This window comes from Paraburkholderia fungorum, from assembly GCF_902833645.1.
Taxonomy (GTDB): domain Bacteria; phylum Pseudomonadota; class Gammaproteobacteria; order Burkholderiales; family Burkholderiaceae; genus Paraburkholderia; species Paraburkholderia fungorum.
The window spans coordinates 79641-98008 of sequence record NZ_CADFGE010000005.1 but is presented as its reverse complement, the minus strand read 5'-3'; the positions used below and the strand labels follow the sequence as shown (position 1 = coordinate 98008).

Below are 18368 nucleotides of genomic sequence, written 5' to 3'. Positions count from 1 at the left end.
AACACCCGTGGGGAGTTCGAAAGGATCAGGACGGCTCAGATCGCACCCTTCTGTCGCCACCTTCCCGTAAACGCTCACCGTGCAGCACGCGCTGGCGCTGATGGTCATTGGTTGATTGTGTGGGGTTTCCATCGAGGGAAACTTTCCAGAAAGCCTTCGTCCACCGTCAGCATGTATCGGGCTTTAATCCCTAGCGTGATATAGCACGCATCCTGCACCAGTGTTGCACCACCAAACACCTGTAGATCGCGCTGCAAGTCAGGGAGTTCGGCTTTTGGTATATCCAGAATCAGAAGGACCACGACTTCCCCTTAAGCTTAGTTTTTACCGACTATGCCGCAAAACCGGCGGGGTTTTCGAATGCCGCCACTAGCACGCTGGCCCACTCAAGGAAGGCCCGGCGTGATGTCGGGTGCCCCCTTCCAGCATTCATCTTTATTGCAAGGATGTCGCCGACATGTACTGTTCGCGCACTGCCAGCCCTCCATAAGGCAAGTGAGACGCGGTGACTGTCGCGACGTAGTCTGAATAGGCATATTCCACCCTCGCCACCGCCACGGGTTTTTCCATCAGCGAGGTCAAGGTCGTATCACCCGCGATCGACGTCGGGATTCCAAGGGCGTTCCGGAGATTTTACACGGCGATCCGCCAGCTCTGACTGGCCTCGGGTTTGGTCATGTCCCGGCGGTACAGGTTGATCGCCATCAGTGTCCCATCCGGTCCGAAGCTGAACCATATTTCGCTCACAGGTGGCCCGTTTGTGCGAAGCAGTTGCGCCGGTACGCCCCGACAGCGCAGGTAGCGAAAGTCGCGTGATATTTCATCGCAACGCACGTTGTCGCGAGCCATTTTTTCCACCACTTCCGGCTCGGTACTGCGATCAAGCTGCAGTCCCAGCGCCGGACGGTCTGGCGCCGCAGTTGATCCTCTTTCCCGCGAAATTGCGTGGTTCCGCATGGATAGAACGACGTTGGAATCGACCGTATCAACTGGACATTGGACGCCGAGTTTGACCAGGAGATGCCGCCCCTGTGACGTGTGCATCCTGCCAATCGCAGCGACGCTCACGCACGCCGCTATAGCAACGCCAGCCATCACGCGTGTGCTTCGCGCAGCCGTTAGCCTGAATATGACGTTGCAACCGTAGGAGGCAGATAAAGCGGGCCGCCGGGCGTAGCGCGTATGATTGTGCTGCGCAGGTTGAACAGAGTCGGAACCGCACTGAATTGGAACTTCGTGCCAACCGGTATGCCCGCGGAATTTGTCGCGGTGAGCGGGTAGGTTCCATTTGTAGTCGAAGTCAGTGCGGCGAAGTCCGCGGCAGGTAGTTTGCTTTGCAGCGTTGCGACCAGATCTACCATGAACTGATCGAACACGCAGCCAGGAACGCCGACGTCTTTATGGGCGGTCGTCATGTCCTGACACATTTCGGGTTGGGCGTCGATATCTCCGGCAACCTTGACCGGCCCTGGATAGGTGTACGGGCCACCGAGGAGCAATTCGAACTGCAGCGTGAGACATGCTTCCAGCCGGGCGGGAGTGTCATGGGCTGCACTGCTTTTGCTGGTGTTGGCGACGGGGCTAATTGTCGACGAAATGTAGGGATAGCTCCATGCCGGCGCGCTATTCCATACGTCCTGCACGGCGGGATTGTTGTGCAGGGTCAGGCCGAGTATCAGGTCGCTGGAGTCCCCGATGATACTGTCCACAAAACGGAAATCGGTGTTGTCCGACCCCCAACGACCCTGCCATTGGCCGTCACCGTTCTGGTGATCGTAATTCGAGTAGGTGAACTGGGCGAATCCGCCAATATGATCGGTAATTTTGCCTGCAAGGAAAATCCTGGCCGAATCGAACATCGGAAGGCCGTTTTTTGGATTGATGGGCATCCCGTTGGAGTCCAGGTTGTTCCTTGTCTTGCTCAGATCGACAGTGGCCATAGCGGCTAGCGGAATCGTGCGCTCGCCGATGATATAGCCATTTCACTTGAACCAGCGCCCGTAGGGTGTCAGTTCAGGAAATTGCCCGCCGGCGTGACACGCCACGCAACTTTGCCCCGTCTGTCGTGCGAATATGGGCAACGCATGGGCGGCAGAGGCCTGGAGCAGGCAAAGCGCCGCCAGTACGGCAATCCAGGCGCGGCGAAGCAGGCAGCGGGATGTTCGGTCGCGGGCAAGAGCGAACGTCATGGTCGTTTCTCCCTCTGCAGTGTCGCACCGCGTCGCACTCTTCCTTTAAGGAATCGGTAGCGAAGGCGAGTCATTCAGGCATGAGTGAATCTCGCTGTGCCCTGGCAGCGTCGCATTGATCAAGATCATCTAGCCTACGGAATAGCTTGTTCAGAGTCTGCCGCCCCGCCAAGCGGGGAATATCTTATTTGGATTGCAGATAGACCGCCACGGCCCTGGCCTGTTCGTCATTCAAGGTATGCGCTACCGCGCTCATCAAGGCGCATTGCCACGCATACCGTTTTTGAAAACCTCGAACTGATGCAATAGATACTCTTTGTGTTGCCCGGCCAGCCGTGGGAATGCGCCGGCTCCCTGGGCCTCCGCGCCGTGACATGTCGCGCAAGCCGGCACGCCCTTATCCGGCAGGCCGCGTTCGAAGATTTCCTGTCCCTTGGCCGTCAAGGCGACGTCTCCAGTCGCGCCTCGCGTTGCCGGCTGGTGCGAGAAATAGCCCGCTAACGACTTGACGGCGGCGGCGTCCAGCAGGGCGGCCATGCCCGACATGTAATCGCGGGCAGTGTTTTCACCGCGCGCGTGCTCGCGGAATCCCGTCAACCGGGCTTCGATGTATTCGGGGGTCTGCCCATTGAGTTTCGGAAACATCGGCGATTCGCTACGCCCCCCTACACCGTGGCAGCCGGAACAAATCTGCATGGCAATGCGGACACCACCCTCACTTTGTGCGAGGGCTGGCGTCAAGGTGAGGCCAGCGGCGGCAAGCAACGCAATCACGGGCATTCGTGGACCGAGGATCATTTTGTCAGCGTTGTCTTCAAGTCGAACGGATGGAAGATGTCAACTCGTCCGGGGCAGAATAGGATATTTTTGAACTCAACGCGAAGGGAATGATGGAAGCACGGTGTGTTGTGCGACACATGCGACCGGTGTGGGTACGTTGCCACAAGCAGCGGATGCCCGAGTGGCGCATCCCGAGTGTCTCGATCACGATTGGGCCTGTACGTGACGCGCTGTGGCATGGCACTTCCCGACAAACGCGCTCAGCTTGTTTGCTTTCGCGGCAGACCACCTAGCAGTTTTCTTGCGTGCCGCGAACGTAGCTGATTCCAGACTACGCCATGGGCGTGGGCTGCGGCCAGAATGCACTGATCTGCCCCTTTTTTGGGGGCGCGTTACAGAATGGCACCAACCAGTATCCCTTCTTGATGCGCCTGAGGTTGTCGTGGATACTCCATCGAAGGTGTCCTGTTAGGAATACTTCAGGTTTCCATCAGGTACGTTCTGTAGAGTGTAAACCGGTCATGAGACTATTAGCACTTAATCTGATAATCAACGCCAAACGGCTTGGTAAAGTTGTGCGAGTGTTCGAACCGAAATGAGAACGATACCGAGGCTCAATTCGGCAAGGTGGATGCCTAGCCTGAAGGCGCCAGAGACCGTGCGTGCTTTTCGTGCGCATCTGATAGCGGCGTCTGTGGCGGCGATGTCTATTCAGTTGGTTGCGCTCGCAACCATTTTTTTGGCCGGAGTGCCAGAGCATCTGTTCGAGACAACCATGTTTCGACTCTCGGCTGCAGCGTTGGTGCTAGGTATGGTGGGCGCAATAAGATGCGTCGCGTGGATCGCCTTCGTGGCTGCCATCGGCCGCAACGATGCGAAATTTCTCGATGCTCGGCACAGTCTCGTATCGGTTTCGGCAACTTGTCCGCGGCGCCATCTGGTTATTCTTCACGCTCGATTCGCCGGATTCGCGGAAGAAATATTTAGTTAGTCAGTTCGCAGAGTATCCGCCGAACCGCCTGTTTCGCGTACTCTTTTCGATTTTTGCCAGCCGCAATCATTGCTGACGAAAACGGGCGACGCATCATCGAAACGGAGCGGACTTGGGGCCGCGTGTCCAACTACCCACGCGGCTTTACCGCGGTGACGTAGGAAATTCGTGATGCAGACAACTGTCGGCCACTCTCAACCAATGGTCGCAACCTCGATACGAAGAGTTGCCGCTCCTCCGCAGTGAACCTGTCCTCAAGAATACTCTTAAGTGTTGGAGCCAATGGATGAGGCGAGTTGTTAACAAATACTTCCCACGAAGGCGCGTTGGCGGGTAAAACGTCTATATGTAACTCAAGATGGATTTCGGTGAAGCCCGCGTCCATCGCAAAACGGATGAGATCCCGTTCGCCGTAGTTGGTAATGGGAAGTTGACGAGCTTTTTCTTCCGTGTCTGGGAATTGCGCAGACCTCCAGCGGAGCATCAGCGGAAAGAATGGATCGTCAGACGCGGGGCCGATTCCGTCGACCAGTTTCCTTAGCGCGCACACCTCGAACGCTTCATCGCGGAGAACGGGCTCGGCAATCGAGATGCGTCCACCCGGTTTGAGGATCCGGTAGAACTCTCGCATCGCGGCGACTTTGTCGACAACATAGGCTAGGACCGCGCGCGTCGCCACGGCATCAACCGACGCATCGTCGATTTCGGCGAGCGAATCTGCAGAGCAATTAAAAAACTGGCATTGTTGTCGAATACCGCGTTGATTCGCGAGCATTTCCGCGTAACGCAACATCGGTCTGGAAACATCAGTCATTAGCACGTTTAGCGATGGGCCAATGCGCTCGATTGCACGGAAACCAACCAGACCGTCTCCAGTGCCTATGTCCGCGAGCGTCATACCTTCGCTTAAACCTGCAGCGTCAAGGACACGATCCGCGTATCGCGTGACATCAGCGCGAATAGTTTTCTCATGCCCGGCGTCACCGCCGTGGCGGTGATTTAAAAGCCATTCTGACCAAATGTCGGAGCTTTCGGTATTCACTGAACGATTCTCAACCTGCTTAAACATCCGATTCGACGTTTCGCGTCCGTTGCCCGTCTGCTGGGAGTGGCGGAGATGGTATCGGGGATACCTTATGGATGCCTTAAGCACGCAACACGCCCAGACATGTTTCTTGCTCCGCATCATTGCCGACGGGGCGCAACCGGCTATCTAGCAGATCCGACAACATGAGACGCCGCAGGTTACGCTGAAGTCGCGCAGATCCGGGTGTGATCGACCGTTATTCATCATGGTTCGGACTTCCGAAGAGGCCCACCGAAGGACTGTAAAGGGTCGAACTGGAACGCCCAAAGTCACTTGGCCAGGTTTTCAAGCGCGGCGATAGTTCAGGGGGAATGACAGGCGCACGGCCTGTCGGATATGGCTTGCTACCATTACTGTAGCAAATCTGTAGCGCACAAAACTCCCCATCTTAAAGCCTCGCCCGACTACCACTCCGTCCCGGCTCGCGCGCGCTCATTTCGACGAAATTCACCGGGCGGCGCTCAGGTGTTGATCCAGACGCGCGCCTGCTCCAGCTCGTCGACGTGGAACGCCTTGACTTCGGCCTTCGTAAAGAACCGCGCCAGATGCATCGAGGCACGGACCCAGCTCGCATCGGCCACCACGGCGGCGCGCGTGACCTTGCGGGCCACGGAAACGCCGAGCGTTATATCGGTCCACAGCGCCCTCGGCTCGATGCCGGCGAAATGTTCGATGTGTTCGAGCACGCGGGTCTTGCCGTTCAGTTCGAGATCACCACGCATGCGCTCAATGGCTTCGCGCAGATCGTGGTCGGTGATTTTGCCTTCGACGGAAATTTCGATGACCGGGGAATCGGGCTCGGTGCGATACAGGATCATGGCAAGACCGCCTGACTAGGGAGACGTTACACGCTCAGGCGCGGCGCGGACGAGCCTGGCGTTCGATAATTTCTTCACGATACCCCATTTCACACGGCTCGGTTAGACCGGTTCAACGCCGTTTAGAGTACGCTGACGGCCCCGCCCCGTTACCATCTTCCCGCCCGTGTCGGTCATTCGAACGTCGTTACGCCCTGACAGCGGACCTGGTACTCTCTTCCAAGTAAGTCGACGGCCTGCGCGAGAACATTTTTCCACGGACGGGTGAGCCCGATGCTGTTGCATCGCTGATGCGCGTGAACAGCACCATTAGCGTAGGCCAAATTAAATGTGTCACCGACGGAGTCTCGAAATGTCGGACCGATTCGCCGTTGTAGTGACACTTTTGCTTGCAATCGGAACGAAATGAAACTGTCACTTCGCATAAGTCCGTATTAACTTTGTCACTTCGCATCGCGCTCAGTGACTTTTGTCGTAACCATCTGATCTTACGGGTGATTCTCGGTGGCGACCGGGGTTGCTCGTCAACTGTAGCCGCCGCATAGGTGCCGCGCTTGGGCCGCGCCATCAGCAGCTCTTGCTTAACCGCAGAGGGCCAGCGAGCAGCGTTAGATGACCGCAACTAGATATATACAGTTAGGAATGCGGCATACATTTACTCTTATCTAGCGCGATGCCCCGCGTTAGATATCATTGAACCAGGATCAGAGGGTTCTGTTCAGTGACCGAGGTATATTCATCCTGTCAGTTCGGGCGCAGGGAGTGGACGAAGACTGGAGTTGAATCCCTTACGTAGCAAGGGATGCGGCCGATGTGGAGGTTCTCGCATCGTTTCGGCCATGCCCCTCTGGGACGCCGATGGCAGTACAATTCACCGCATCCTTTCGTACCAGTGGCAGCGCGGCGCGCTATGACGCCACACCGTTTCGCCACAGCCGTAGATCAGGATAACGTATCATAGAATCGCAAATAAAGAGTCCGCCCGTCAAGCTTTCCCCATGCTAGCTTTTGCGCTCCGCAACGCAGGGGAGGCGACCCAAGCGGATTCCGCAGTGACACGTTTGCGGACCGGCGGCAGTGACGATTTTCGTTCGCTCGCGCCAAGTCATTGAGCCGACACGCTTTTTTCGGGACATTGACTGACCAACGCGCGAAATGACGGTTTTATTGTCGAGGCTGTGACACTTTTAATGCTGTCTACGCCAGAGGGCGCCGCTCAAAGCCACGCATCACACGCTATCTCGACCGCGAGCTGTGGCAGGAAGTGAATGTGTATATCGGCAGCCTGCCGAAAGACACTCCGCGCGAGCGGGAGCGCTAACTTCGTGCACGGTGGCTGTTCACGCTGTTCTATCTCGGTGGCCTGCGCATCTCCGAGGTCGGAGGCAACACGATGGGCTGCTTCTTCTGCCGACGCGATGCCGACGGTCACGAGCGCTGGTGGCTTGAAGTGCTGGGCAAGGGCAACAAGGAGGGGTTGGTACCCGCCTCCGCGGAAATGATGGTGGAGCTTGGGCGTTACCGGCGCGACCGCGGCCCGTCCGCCCTGCCCGCCCGGCATGAGGACACGCCGCTCGTGCTGCCGCTGGGCAAATCCATGAAGCCGCTGACCCACGCCGCGCTGCACACGATAGTCAAGGGCATCTTTGCCGGCCCGGCCGGACATCTGAGGCTGCGCGGCGACAGGTTCGCGGGACAGGCGGATCTGCTCGAACAGGCCTCCGCCCACTGGTTGCGTCACACAGCCGGTTCGCACATGGCCGACGGCGGCGCCGATCTGCGGACCGTGCGCGACAACCTGCGTCACGCGTCGCTGACAAGCACCAACCCCTACCTTCACACGCCTGACGAAGAGCGCCACCGTGAAACCGAGGAAAAGCACCGCATCGACTGGTAAGGTCTCGCCCGGACCGTTGGTGACAGGCGCCCCGATCCGGAACGTCTGGACAGGCAATTATTTACGCAGTCGCCTTGCTGTTCTAGCCGCTCCCGGACCGCCTGCGCCAATAATCTGACCTGCGTCAATGCGGCATCCATTAGACGCCGCGCTCGCTACTTCAGGGTTGATAGGTACTTGATCAACGCCAATGCCCCGAAGGCCAGGACGATGATAGCAAGGATCGATATCAATCCAATGCTGAACATTCTCCAGCCACCAATCATGGTGTCCATATTGATGCGCCTTATCGCCTCGCAGCGCTGAGTCTATGGTTCACGCTCCGTTATCGAATTTTACCTGCACGCTCTTGAGAGGAAGACCTGTCCAGGGCTGCCAAAGGGTCGAAGTGAAAACTAATCGGGCTAGGTCGGTTTGCTGGGCGGATCAGACGTTCGGATGCTCGCCTAAGACCTCGCTCGAACGACCGAACGTCGCCGAAGCACTCGCTGAGCGATGCCGTCGCAAAGCTGTCGTTGCCGCAAGGAGAATGCTTGCTTACGGCGCGAGGATTGAAAGCCAGCTACTCGTATCGTACTGATGGACTCAGTTGGTTCGCCGCCTTTGCGTCATCAAGGCCCGGGCAGGAACTCGACGTCTCCATACCAGGCACGCGTCGTGGTAGCGGTATTATCGGTGTCGGTTAACAGCCCGTAGCCGTTGATTCGTCCTGGCGGTTCGTGAAAAACCCGTCTGTAGTCTTGCACGATATTGCGGCGTAGGCTTTGCCACTGACCCGCGTCGCCGGGTAGACCGGAGACCACGATCATCTGCACGCGATCGGTGTGAGGGTTGGCTATGACGGTGCCTGGCGCGGCGGTGGTCGACCAGATATACATCAGCGTGGCATAGGGCAGCTCCTCGCCACCCAGGCGCCTTGCCAGATCCATCTTGGCGCGGTCGAAAAACGATAGCTTGCTTTTGTCGCCGTCAAATAGGAACACCAGTCGCGCTGGCGCGTCTTCCTTCGATCCGACGCGGTTGTCGGCCCCCTCGATCGGTCCTTCTGCTTTCCAGCGCCATGCCACTACAGGTGTGCGAGCGAGATCGATGTTGCCCTTGTGCATCAGCGCAGACGCAGAGCGGTTCGCGTCCGCCTGCAGGACGGCGGTCTGACCTTCGTGAACGAGCGTGTATTGCGTCATGGGCTTGCCGCGCACGACCGGCACGTTCTTCCAGCCTGATGGCAGTGGTGCGCCGGGCTCGATCGCGGAAAAGGCGATACCCGGCTTTTCGTCCTGAGCGCGCAGAGATGGCGACAACAGAAGGAGCGCGACGCACACGGCGCTGCAGACTGGCCGGGCTGTTCGTTTCCGCGGGCGATGGATCGAGGGAAGATGCATGGCTGGTCGTATTGGTCGTTTGGCTAGCAATCATTGTAGTCGGCTCAGCTGACGGCATTTTAGCGGGAGCTCTAACACCGACGCTTACATCCTGTGAAGCGGAACTCCGGGCCGTCAATCTCAAGCATAAGACCGACTCCCACCTACCCGCGAGCAATGGCGCAACTACTGCGGTAATCGTTAGGTTGATGCGAAACCTGGAGGTAGCCAGACGCAGAGCCGCTTGCAGCAAGGCCCGGCGGCTGTGCGACTCGTGCGCAATAGAAGGTTGCGCAAGCTATTGATCAATATCGATCTGTCGAAACCACCCGCCAGATTCGCACGGAAATTACGACAGCCCCGATGCTCAGTTGACAAGCTCACACCTCACGACAGGCGCCGTGTAGGGGGACGGGTATACCGATTTGGGGCCGCTCAACACGCGCAGGCGCTGAGTGGCTAGCACCTCTGCCTTGCGCTGATCGCTCAGGTCCAGCGTACTGCTTGAGACGCGCGCGGCATCCGCAGGCTCATTCACGGCACACTGCGCCGTTTTACCGTCGGGCAGACGTACGGTTGTCTCGTACGTGTAGTCGGGCTGCGGGGCCGTGCAGGCAGTGCCGAAGACAGTCACTGCAACCAGCGCGATAAGCTTTGCGGGATCATCCACTTTACTCTCCCCGAAAAACTACATGATCGTTTGACCCGTTCGCGCCCGGGCTGTTCGGGCCGTTTGGGAAAAGGCCGTTCTACAAGGGGGAGATCAGGCTGATCGCGAATTCCCGTCACAAGCGCCAGGGTGATATCGATGCACCGAACTAATCGGAAACATTGAAGCCGATGTCAATAATCAGATCGCAAATGACCGTGACGCGGTGACGACAGGCAGCGACAAGAGAATTGCCAGAAGAAATCCGCTCTATCTCCGGGAACTGCACGTCGGTATCGAGCACCACGTTGCTCCAGGCGCTGTGCGTAACATCCAATGAATTGACCGGGTCCGCAACCGCATCATGTCCGGTGAGAACGAGCAAAAAACTGCACGTGAGGAAACTGGTGCAAACGCGCCACATTGCCGTTGAGGGCCCATGGCGTAACTCTGTGCCTCTGGCACGACTATGAGTTGGCCCTCAAGTTGCCACGGCAGGTCGCCCCGCGGCCGGTTCGACCGATTGCCCGTCCCACGCGGGCCCGCGTCGCACCGGTACGGCGCGAATCAGACGACCGGAGACGGACCCAGCCGGGCAGCCCGATCGCCGGGCGAGAAACAAACCTCAACCGGCAGATCATTGTCTTCGGCAAACCTGACAACGAAGTCAAAGGCTTCCGGACACACGCTCCAAAGTTCGCCAGACACGATCAGGCATTTCACGCCAGCGTCGACGACAGGCATGGCGAGGCGCGTCGCGGCAACATGAATGCCGGGCCGACGCTCCCCGACGAACAGGATGATGACACCCATCAGACGCTCGGCCCAATCACCCGGCCGGAAGACTGTCCGGTGGTGTGTGAGGCCACTGATCAGGTAGTGTGCGCTGCTGTCGGCTATCGTCATGCGTTGACGGTCAATGGTTCGGACGCCATCCAGTTCTGCTCGCCAGGTTCCACGGCGGGAGATCGGTCTGTTTCAGCCAGCCGGAACACGGCCACCGCATGGTCGAGCGCGCGGGCCTGTTCTTCGAGCGCCGCCGCCGCCGCGGCCTGCTCGACCAGTGCGGCGTTCTGCTGGGTCGCGTTATCCATCTGCGTCACGGCGCGATTGATCTGATCGATGCCGCGCGACTGTTCTTCCGAGGCCACGCTGATTTCGCTGACGATGGCGGTAACGTTGCGGGCCGCTACGACGATTTCGGTCATCGTGTCGCCAGCGCGAGCTGCCAGGTCGGCACCGTTCCTCACTTTCGCAACCGAATCGCCGATCAGTTCCCTGATTTCCTTTGCTGCAGCGGCCGAACGTTGCGCGAGCGCGCGGACCTCGCCCGCGACCACCGCGAATCCGCGCCCTTCCTCGCCGGCACGCGCCGCTTCAACGGCTGCATTCAGCGCGAGGATGTTGGTCTGGAACGCGATACCCTCGATCGCGCCAATGATATCGACAATCCGGTTTGAACTCGATGACATGTCCGCGATCACATCGACAACCTGACCGACAACCTTGCCCCCGCGTGCCGCGACTTCCGACGCATTTTCTGCGAGCGCGCTGGCCTGCCGCGCGTTGTCGGCGTTCTGCCGGACGGTCGCAGTCAGCTCTTCCATGCTCGACGCGGTCTCCTCCAAAGTCGCCGCCTGCTGCTCGGTACGTGTCGAGAGATCGCCATTGCCACTCGCGATTTCGCGCGCACCGTGTGTGATCGCTGCCGTCCCGTGCCGCACCTGCCCCACGGCGGCAGCAAGCCCCGCCTGCATTCGCGCAAGCGCAGCCATCAGCCGGCCCATCTCGTTGGCGCGCAGCTTATCGATCGCGCTTGTCAGATCTCCCGCCGCGATACGTTCGAAATGACGAATCACCTGATCAATGGGCCGTACGATCGATGCCATCAACGCGAAACGCGCGAACACGCCCAGCACGATCGCAGCAGTCCCGATCGCGCCGAAGAGCCAGAGCAGCATATGGAAATGCTGTTCCGCTGATGCGAAACTCGCCTTTTGCTGCTCTGCCTGAAAATCCTCCAGCGCAAGCTCGGCGCTCCGGTAGTCACTGAAAAGGGTGTCTGGTGCCTGACGCTGCGTCGTGCGAAAAGACATGAAATCGTTCTGGTCAAGCGCCGCAATTTCAGGCGCAAGTGCCTGCTTCATCAATTGCTCGCGCTTCGCCCGCAGCGCGTCGGCCAGCTTCCTCTCAACCTCATTCGAAGGCGGTTGTGCCGAATAAGCAGCCAGTTCCCGGTCGCTGCCCCTCTGCTCCGCATGCACCCTGGCGAGCACCGCATCAGTCGGTTTTCCCTGTGCGACGAGTGTTTCGAACGCGCCGAGATCGACTCGCACCTGCAGAAGCGCATCGCTGCTGGCGGTCAGGTGTCGCAGCGCCGCCGTTTCCTCTCGATACATCCTGTCGAGCGCCGTGTTGGCCGCTTTGAGTCCCGCGATCGACGTTACGATCACGAGCATTAGCGCTGCTGTATAACCGGCGATGGTGATGGTCAGCGCGACCCGGATAGTGGTATTTCTGAACATGGCTGCCTTCCTCGACCCGCTGAGCAGAAAAAAGCGGCAGGCGGATACATCCGCCGCCGCAAAATGGAGGAAATCGATCGAAAAGATCTACTGCGAGGAGCTGATGCCAGGGTCAGAAGCGGGTGCGGATACCCGTGGCCACTTCGATCTGGTTGTTGTGGCCGAACGTGGTCGACACCGTGTAGCCGCCATGCAGTTTCATGTAGTCGGCGGCCAGGTACACCTCTGTGCGCTTCGAGAGGTGGTAGAAAGCTGACGCGTAGACCGTCTCCTTGTAGCCGTTGTGAACCGTCGTGGCCGTCGTGTCGAATGCGCCGGAGTTGGCATTCGGGATGTCGCCGTCGCTGTTGTAGGCGGCGTTCTTCACATGCATCTGCTGATAGCCGAGTTCATAGTCGAACGGACCCTTTGGTGCGAGCTTGAACGACACCGTCCACGCATTGTCCTCCCGATCCGGCAGCGAGCCCTGCTTGCCCGTGTAATGGAAGTAGCCGGCGTTGACACGGCCGATGCCGAAACGATAGTCGCCCCCCACCGAGTACGTCTGATCGGTAAAGCCGCCGTTGTTCGTGTGGCTGTAGAAGCCACCGATTGAGGCCGGCCCAACGTTCCAGCCGAGCACGGCCTGATAGCCCGAGCCGTTGGCGAACTGCGTTGAGTTGCTGAACTGATAGCCAGCGGCCGCATAGATGCCGTTGCTGAAGAGCTTGCGCCACTGGATGCCGTTCTCGGAACGCGTGCCGGTCGGGCCAGCCGCGTAGAACACCAGTTGCTTGAAGTTGTTGGAATTGGTGTAAGCGCCTTCGTTCGTCGAGAACTTCGCGCTGACGTACGGGTCGGCGTAGAGGCCCGAGAAATCCTTCGCAACGGTGTCCTGGAAGCCGGCCGTCACCTGGCCGATCGTGGGGTTCTCGATGCCGACCCAGGAGTCACGATCGAAGAGCTGACCGGGATCTTCCATGTTGCCGTTCGCGGCGACGAATTCGCTCTCCAACTTGAAAATAATCTTATTGCCGCCACCGATGTCCTCGGCGCCGTGCACGCCCCAGCGGCTGCCGCTAAACCACGGCTCGCCGGCGTGGCCCATGCCAATCACGTGCTTGCCGGATGCATCGGCATTCGTCGTGTAGGCAAGCGCGCTCAAATCGATGAGGCCATAGAGTTGCACGCTCGATTGGGCGTGCGCGCCGCTCGACGCCAGGGCGCCTGCCGCGACGGCCATGGTTAGGTACTTTTGCTTCAAGGTCATCTCCTCTGATTACTGCGTTGAAATTTTTTTCTTGTTGCCCGCTGCAACTGCGGTGCGGACATCCGGATGACAGTTCCCTTCAGTCAATGAGCGCTATCCTAGTGAGCTCAATCCTTCAGGCAGCTTTCCCGTATCATTCGCACAACTAAGTGTATTTGCTGATATACGCTGCTGATTTGGCACCCGCTACACCGCGTCCCTGCTGCGCAAAATGTATCCAAGCCCACGCAGTGTCACGATCTGCGCGCTCGACAGGGCCAGGTGCCTGCGCAAACGGTGAATATAGATGTCAATCGCATCCGCGCTCGGCTCGTCGTCGAGACCGAACACGCTGTCCATCAGGGTTGTCTTCGAGACTGTTTTTCCCTGTCTTAGCATCAGGGCTTCGAGGATGGTGCGCTCACGAGCCCGCAACGCCAGCGGCAGGTTGTTATGACGAAAGTCACGCGTGTCGGGTATGTACTCCAGATCGCCACAAACAAGACAGCCCGACATGGCGCCTGCCTGTCTGCGGATCAGCGCCTTGATCCGCGCCACCAGTTCCCGTGCGTCGAATGGCTTGACGACATAGTCGTCGGCGCCCGCGCTAAAACAGTCGACCTTGTCGTCTGTCGAGCCATAGGCTGTCAGGATCACTACCGGCACCTTGTCGCCGCGACGGCGCAGTCGTGCCAGCACTTCCTTGCCGTCCATCCGTGGCAGCTGGATGTCCAGTAGCACCACGTCGTAGCAATGGGCCGCCAGCAGCCTATCCGCGCTTTCGCCGTCGCCGACGCAATCGATCGCGAAGTTTTCACGACGCAGCAGGTTGACAACCCAATGCGCGAGTTCCGCGTTGTCTTCCACGAGCAGCAGCTTCATCGCCTTTCCTCAATTGCGCGACGCGCGCAAGCTAACCGCGGCGAGGGCAAATACGCTCATCTTCCCTTGTGCCGGTCCGTCGCCCCAGCGTCAGGCAAGGCAAATCCGTGGACATTTGATGACCCAGGTCAGACGTGCCCGTCATCGGTCGTACCTCGAGTGATCGAATCCATGCCTGTCTCCGCAGGAATACCCGAACCGCTCACTCACCTTACGACCAGGTCGCCGGATGACGACCCGAATGTCTTCACCACCATAGCGACCTCGCCAGGGACAGCGGGTCCTCGTCTGCGTTGGTATCGTCATCCGACGTTCACGCCGACAACAGCTAAGCGACGTGCTTCACCAGACTGGCCGTCTGCGGCATTGTGCCGGCCACGCCCCTTCGCTTTAGCAACGCCCCCCTCCTCCTGAAGCTCAGAATGCCGCCGGCCGCCACTTCAGCAGACGCTTCTCCAGCGCGGTCAGCAGATAGTCGGCCGTGAGCGCGACCACCGCGAGCACGATCATCGCCGCGAACACGCCGCTCGCATTGAATGCGCCTTGCGCTGTCGAAATCAGCAGGCCGATACCCTGCTTCGAACCGAGGAACTCGCCGACTACCGCACCGACCAGCGCGAAACCGAAGCTCACGTGCAGGCTCGCAAGGATCCATGACAGTGCCGATGGAATCACCACTGACGTGGTCAACTGACGCTTCGAGGCACCGAGGATCTGCGCATTCGCGATCATGTACCGGTCGGCCTCACGCACGCCCTGGAATGCATTGCCAAACACGACAAAGAACACCATCACGACCGCCAGCGCGACCTTTGAGGCCATGCCCAAACCAAGCGCGATCACGAACACCGATCCCAGCACCACGCGCGGAATCGAGTTGGCAATCTGGATGTAAATGCTGAACACGTCGGAGAGCAGTTTGTTGCGACCAAGCACGACGCCACAGACAATGCCACCGACCGCACCGATGAGAAAGCCGATGCCGGTTTCTTCAAGCGTGACCCAGACCTGCTGCAGCAGTGGGCCCTGCGAGGTGCCGTTGACAAACCAGTCCACGATCTGAGCGAAGATCGCCGAGGGCATCGAAAAAAAGAACGGATCGATCCACTTATGCCGTCCGCCCATTTCCCATCCACCCAGCACGACGACCAGCACCAGTACCCGCAGGGCGATGATCAGAGCATGCCGCTGGCGCAGCCTGCGCTGTGCGATTTTTTCAACAGTTGCCAGCGACGCGCTATCGAAGCCCGCCTGCAGTGCGTATTCAGGAGTTGCCATGAATGTTGTTCCGAATTCAGGTTTATCAGGCGATCTGCACTTCTTCGCGCAGGTCATGCCAGATATCGCGCGAAATCTCGATGAAGCGCGGCTCGTAGCGAACTTCCGACGTGATCCGCGGGCGCGGCAGATCTATCTCATAGACCTTCTTCAACGTCGCGGGGCGCGCGCTCAGCACGAACACGCGATCAGCCAGCGCGATCGCTTCTTCCAGATCGTGCGTGACGAACACTACCGACCCCGAATTAGCCGACCACAACTGCAGCAGTTCGTCCTGCATCAGCGTGCGGGTCTGCATGTCGAGCGCCGAGAAGGGCTCGTCCATCAGCAGGATTTCAGGCTTGTTGATAAAGGTTTGCGCGAGCGCCACACGCTTGCGCATGCCGCCTGACAGCTGATGCGGATAATGCTTGCCGAACTTCTCGAGCCCGACGCGGCGCAGCCATTCATTGGCCTCGTCGTGCGCGGCCGATTTCGAGCGGCCGCGATAGAGTGGCCCGGCTGCCACGTTATCGAGGACCGAACGCCACGGAAACACCGCATCGGCCTGAAACACGAAGCCGATTCGCGGATCGATGCCGTCTACCGGCGCGCCCATCACGCGCACTTCGCCGGTCGTCGGCTTCAGGAGCCCGGTGATCATGCTGAGCGTGGTCGACTTGCCGCAACCGGTCGGTCCGACGATGGCGACGAACTCGCCCTTCGCAACCGCCATGCTGAAGTCGCGCAACGCGATCGTCGCCTTGCCGTCTGGAGAAATGAAACGGCACGACACCGAGCGGAACTCGATCACCGGCGCGCTCTGAGAAACAACTAGGTTCATCTGTACATCCGTGGGAATGGCCGGTACCGCAAACGCGGCACGGCAAGCGAAACGAAACCGGCTGCATCAGACACGCAGGCGCAACCGGCAGGCGCTGACTTACTTCGCGCCAACGAACTCATTGGTATAGGTTTTCCCCAACTCAATATGTTTGCCCTTGACCGACGGATTGAACGCCGACAACACCTTGAGCACGGTCGCCGGTCCATCGGCGGGCATCCTGCCGTCCGGCGTGTACATCGGCAGCGAAGCCTTCAGCGCACTCACGTAAAGCGGTTTGTCCTTCTGGTAGTCGCCGGGCATCTTTGCGGCGATTTCTTCCGCGCTATGCGTGTGGATGAACTGCATGGTGCGCACGAACGCGTGCGCGAGCTTTGCTGCTTCAGCCTTGTGCGAATCGGCCCATGCCGCCTGCACATAGAGGCTCGACGCCGGGTAGGTGCCGCCCAACGCCGCCTTCGTGCCTTCGACCGAGCGCATGTCCACGAGCACCTTCGCATCGCCAGACTTCTGCAATGCCGACACGGTCGGTTCGGTCGTCATGCCGGCGTCGATGCGACCTTGCTTGATTGCGGCGATGAAGCTGGCGTCAGCGCCCACCGGCAGCATCGTGTATTCCGTCGACTGGATGCCATGCTGTCCGGCAAGGTATTGTGTAAGGAAGCTTGTTGAAGAACCGAGGCCAGTCACACCCAGCGTCTTGCCCTTCACGTCGGCCATCGATTTGACCGTGTCAGCCGCCTTGGTCGACACCATTTCGACCTCGCCCGGCACCTGACCGAACACGACAATCGCCTTGACGTCCTTGCCTTTGGTTTGCAGATCGATCGTGTGGTCGTAGAACCCGACGACCGCCTGAACGGCTCCCGCGAGCAGTTCGTTTTCAGCGTCAACGCCGGCAGGCTGCGACAGCAGTTCGACGTCAAGCCCTTCGTCCTTAAAATAACCGAGCTGTTCGGTCAGGCGCGCTGGCAGGTAGATCAGCTTCGTGATGCCGCCGACCATGATCGTGATCTTCCCGCTGTCGGCGGCTGTCGCGTGCTGCGACGCAATACCGAACAGCAGGCTGGACGCGACGGCGATATGGCGCAGCGAGCGAAAGCTAGGGGTCATCGATAGTCTCCATTATTGTCCGGCGCGGCGGAATGCCGCCCGTCTGCATCGATGGAGGAGATTCTAGGGGAGTGAATCCTTCTGCCGACTTACACGGGGATAGGTTTTTCATGAGGGATTTCCATGAGCGGAGTTGTCGAGCGTTGGCAATCGATGCTTCGTCAATACTCAGCGACCGGCAGACAGCTCTTACACAATTGTCTCGTCGCCCGGTTTCCTGCTGGACGAGCCATGCCTGGATTTGCTCTCGACTTCGAGGCGGCCACGCGCGAGGACACGCGGCGCAGCCACGGGTCGGCGATCCGGCATTTCGCGGGTGAACGGGCTGGCTTCCCTGGTCCGACCAGAATCACGCAAGGTCAGCAAGCGCCAATGGCATCGCGCGCGACGCGCGAACCTGCAGCACGTATATCGGTAACAAGCCGCTGTTGCTGTCACGCTTCTGACAGAGCTTTCGCTCTGGCGGACTCAGCAGACTTCGGCTCGTGGCATAAGGTCGATCGTTTAGTTCGTGACGAGTGCATCTTTACGTCAATCGACTGCAACCGCATCCACGTCAAGGCCCACTCTTGCGGCACTCTCATATAGTCGAGAAAGTCCCGAGTTTAGTAGCCAGGTTGCAGGAACTTAAGTTCGCTTAACACCGAAGGAGTACTCACGCGGCGTTGACTGAATCAATCGCGCGGTGTTGCATGTGGATAACGTGATTTGGCAGAACGCCGCACTCGTCGAAAAGATCGAGTCTCT

The 18368-nt window shown here is 59.1% G+C and carries 16 protein-coding genes and 1 pseudogene; 2 read left to right on the top strand and 15 right to left on the bottom strand.

Annotated features, from left to right (window positions below; genetic code table 11):
* Positions 1-104 precede the first annotated feature (104 nt).
* The 4 genes from HWX91_RS17575 to HWX91_RS17560 all read right to left on the bottom strand — a co-directional run bounded on the left by HWX91_RS17575 (position 105) and on the right by HWX91_RS17560 (position 2885).
* On the bottom strand, positions 105-302 hold the full coding sequence (locus HWX91_RS17575) for a hypothetical protein (RefSeq protein WP_025496736.1): 198 nt from the start codon (positions 300-302) through the stop codon (positions 105-107).
* A 331-nt stretch (positions 303-633) separates the two neighbouring features.
* On the bottom strand, positions 634-1068 hold the full coding sequence (locus HWX91_RS17570; RefSeq protein WP_127837935.1) for a hypothetical protein: 435 nt from the start codon (positions 1066-1068) through the stop codon (positions 634-636).
* Positions 1069-1118: 50 nt separating this feature from the next.
* Positions 1119-1940 carry a hypothetical protein gene (locus tag HWX91_RS40730; RefSeq protein WP_244144081.1) on the bottom strand — a complete coding sequence of 274 codons (822 nt, stop codon included), beginning with the start codon at positions 1938-1940 and terminating at the stop codon, positions 1119-1121.
* Positions 1941-2444: 504 nt separating this feature from the next.
* Positions 2445-2885 carry a c-type cytochrome gene (locus tag HWX91_RS17560; protein WP_341809975.1) on the bottom strand — a complete coding sequence of 147 codons (441 nt, stop codon included), beginning with the start codon at positions 2883-2885 and terminating at the stop codon, positions 2445-2447.
* A gap of 715 nt (positions 2886-3600) precedes the next feature.
* On the opposite strand from HWX91_RS17560, the gene HWX91_RS17555 reads away from it, so the two are divergent.
* Positions 3601-3960, top strand: coding sequence for a hypothetical protein (locus tag HWX91_RS17555; protein ID WP_042275433.1), 360 nt, complete (start codon positions 3601-3603; stop codon positions 3958-3960).
* Positions 3961-4090: 130 nt separating this feature from the next.
* Here the strand turns inward: HWX91_RS17555 and HWX91_RS17550 are convergent, their stop codons facing one another.
* A complete protein-coding gene (locus HWX91_RS17550; protein ID WP_162181300.1) occupies positions 4091-5002 on the bottom strand; it encodes a class I SAM-dependent methyltransferase in 912 nt (303 codons plus the stop codon).
* 506 nt (positions 5003-5508) lie between these two features.
* Positions 5509-5865 carry a SpoIIAA family protein gene (locus tag HWX91_RS17545; RefSeq protein WP_028197493.1) on the bottom strand — a complete coding sequence of 119 codons (357 nt, stop codon included), beginning with the start codon at positions 5863-5865 and terminating at the stop codon, positions 5509-5511.
* A gap of 1204 nt (positions 5866-7069) precedes the next feature.
* On the opposite strand from HWX91_RS17545, the pseudogene HWX91_RS17540 reads away from it, so the two are divergent.
* A pseudogene (locus HWX91_RS17540) lies at positions 7070-7762 on the top strand (tyrosine-type recombinase/integrase); the annotation flags it as partial.
* Between the two features lie 611 nt (positions 7763-8373).
* Here the strand turns inward: HWX91_RS17540 and HWX91_RS17535 are convergent.
* The 9 genes from HWX91_RS17535 to HWX91_RS17495 form a co-directional block, all read right to left on the bottom strand.
* A complete protein-coding gene (locus HWX91_RS17535; RefSeq protein ID WP_028197492.1) occupies positions 8374-9144 on the bottom strand; it encodes a DUF3047 domain-containing protein in 771 nt (256 codons plus the stop codon).
* A 797-nt stretch (positions 9145-9941) separates the two neighbouring features.
* Positions 9942-10157: a hypothetical protein gene (locus HWX91_RS17530; RefSeq protein WP_127837936.1), complete on the bottom strand. Its 216-nt coding sequence runs from the start codon at positions 10155-10157 to the stop codon at positions 9942-9944.
* Between the two features lie 182 nt (positions 10158-10339).
* Positions 10340-10693, bottom strand: a complete 354-nt coding sequence (locus tag HWX91_RS17525) for a DUF3579 domain-containing protein (RefSeq protein ID WP_035520035.1) — start codon at positions 10691-10693, stop codon at positions 10340-10342.
* Positions 10675-12297, bottom strand: coding sequence for a methyl-accepting chemotaxis protein (locus HWX91_RS17520; protein WP_042275429.1), 1623 nt, complete (start codon positions 12295-12297; stop codon positions 10675-10677). The genes HWX91_RS17525 and HWX91_RS17520 overlap by 19 nt, the downstream gene beginning before the upstream one ends.
* 112 nt (positions 12298-12409) lie before the next feature.
* Positions 12410-13540, bottom strand: coding sequence for a porin (locus HWX91_RS17515; protein WP_028197488.1), 1131 nt, complete (start codon positions 13538-13540; stop codon positions 12410-12412).
* 192 nt (positions 13541-13732) lie between these two features.
* Positions 13733-14407, bottom strand: a complete 675-nt coding sequence (locus tag HWX91_RS17510; protein ID WP_028197487.1) for a response regulator — start codon at positions 14405-14407, stop codon at positions 13733-13735.
* Positions 14408-14824: 417 nt separating this feature from the next.
* Entirely contained in the window at positions 14825-15685 is an 861-nt protein-coding gene (locus HWX91_RS17505; protein ID WP_025495996.1) for an ABC transporter permease, read from the bottom strand.
* A gap of 25 nt (positions 15686-15710) precedes the next feature.
* Positions 15711-16508: an ABC transporter ATP-binding protein gene (locus tag HWX91_RS17500; RefSeq protein ID WP_028197486.1), complete on the bottom strand. Its 798-nt coding sequence runs from the start codon at positions 16506-16508 to the stop codon at positions 15711-15713.
* Positions 16509-16607: 99 nt separating this feature from the next.
* Positions 16608-17621 (bottom strand): ABC transporter substrate-binding protein, encoded by a 1014-nt coding sequence (locus HWX91_RS17495; RefSeq protein WP_028197485.1) that lies wholly within the window; start codon positions 17619-17621, stop codon positions 16608-16610.
* Between the last annotated feature and the right edge of the window lie 747 nt (positions 17622-18368).